Here is a 1,327-nt window from a genome sequence, read left to right as displayed (position 1 = left end):
CTTACATTACAATACTTTCAGGTACTACGACCCGGATATAGGCAGATTCACGCAGCCGGACCCGATTGGGTTGCTGGGTGGGTTTAATTTGTATCAGTATGCGCCTAATGGGTTGAATTGGATTGACCCTTGGGGTTGGGCTCCTTGGAAGAAAGGAGGCTTTGATGACTGGTTTAATAATGCCTCACTCGATGAAATCAGGGCTAATAAAAAAGCAGTTGAAACAGCTTTACGCAATGGTGGAGGCAAACATGAAATGTTCCCTGTTAGCCTAGCAGCAAAAGCTAAATCATTAGGGTTTACTGCTCAGGAATTAAAGGCAATGACAGTTCCCACTAAAGATATTTATTTTGTTGATGTTACAAATAAAAAAACTGGGGCACTAATTCAAGGAGATCATCATGGTACTAAGGCTGGTTCATATTTTCATAAAGAGTTAATTAAAAGATTAAATAGAGCTAAATCGAAAAAACAAGCAATGGATATAATTGAACAAACCCATAAGAAGCATATGAGATATAAATCAGGATGTTAACTAAGGAATAGTTAAATATGAATAAAATTGATATAAATAAAGTTACCATTCAATTATGGATAGGCAATAACTTTTTAGAGGAAGAAAAATATCAACAATATTTTCAACAGTTTGAGGGTATACAAAAGGATGTATTAAACCCAAAACCAAGATGTTTATTTTGTGCAGATATTGGAGAAATCGCTTATATTACAGAAAAATTAGTTGCATTAGAAAGATTTAGTTCTTCTCAGAAAATTGAATACATTATTGATAGCATAAAAGTGAATAAAAATGAGAAAAAAAGAATTTATGAGAAATGCATTGAATTAGGTATATCAAAAGCTAATGCTTTATTTTGGTATAAAGCAAGTGAATTAACACTTAAAAAACCATACAAAGAAAACTATAACGGACTTAAATATATCGGAATATTTAATATTTAAGTTTTATTATTAACATACAAATTATTGATAATAGTTGAGATTATATATAGAAGCCTAAATTATTTTGCTTAGGCTTTTGATTAGAAAATATTTATTATCTGTTTGAATTTATATACAACTATAGTTATTAACCCTCCTCTACTTCAGGCTAAGGACGCTACCAGTACGACAACCTCGACCGACTGGTGAGTAAAAAACATACTCAGCAAGGACAGACCGATTACCACTATGACCGCACCGGCCTAATCGAAAGCTGTCGTAACCAAGTCTATTGGGAAACCTGCAATACGATGCCGAACACCGCCTGACCGAAGTTCGTATCGAAAAATTAAACCGTACCGAACGCTACGGCTATGTCTACGATGCC

General features: G+C 34.1%; 2 protein-coding genes. Both read left to right on the top strand.

The window, feature by feature from the left end; genetic code table 11:
* Nucleotides 1–535 (top strand): RHS repeat-associated core domain-containing protein (locus J3U67_RS08295; RefSeq protein ID WP_267404727.1); only part of this gene is annotated, 535 nt, incomplete at its 5' end.
* A 17-nt stretch (nucleotides 536–552) separates the two neighbouring features.
* Entirely contained in the window at nucleotides 553–960 is a 408-nt protein-coding gene (locus tag J3U67_RS08290; RefSeq protein ID WP_267404725.1) for an immunity 22 family protein, read from the top strand.
* The last annotated feature ends 367 nt before the right edge of the window (nucleotides 961–1,327 follow it).

The organism is Snodgrassella sp. B3837 (assembly GCF_026535955.1).
In the GTDB taxonomy this organism is placed as follows: Bacteria; Pseudomonadota; Gammaproteobacteria; order Burkholderiales; family Neisseriaceae; genus Snodgrassella; species Snodgrassella alvi_E.
Note: the sequence above shows the minus strand (reverse complement) of the source record. Positions and strands in the feature narration are given on the sequence as shown.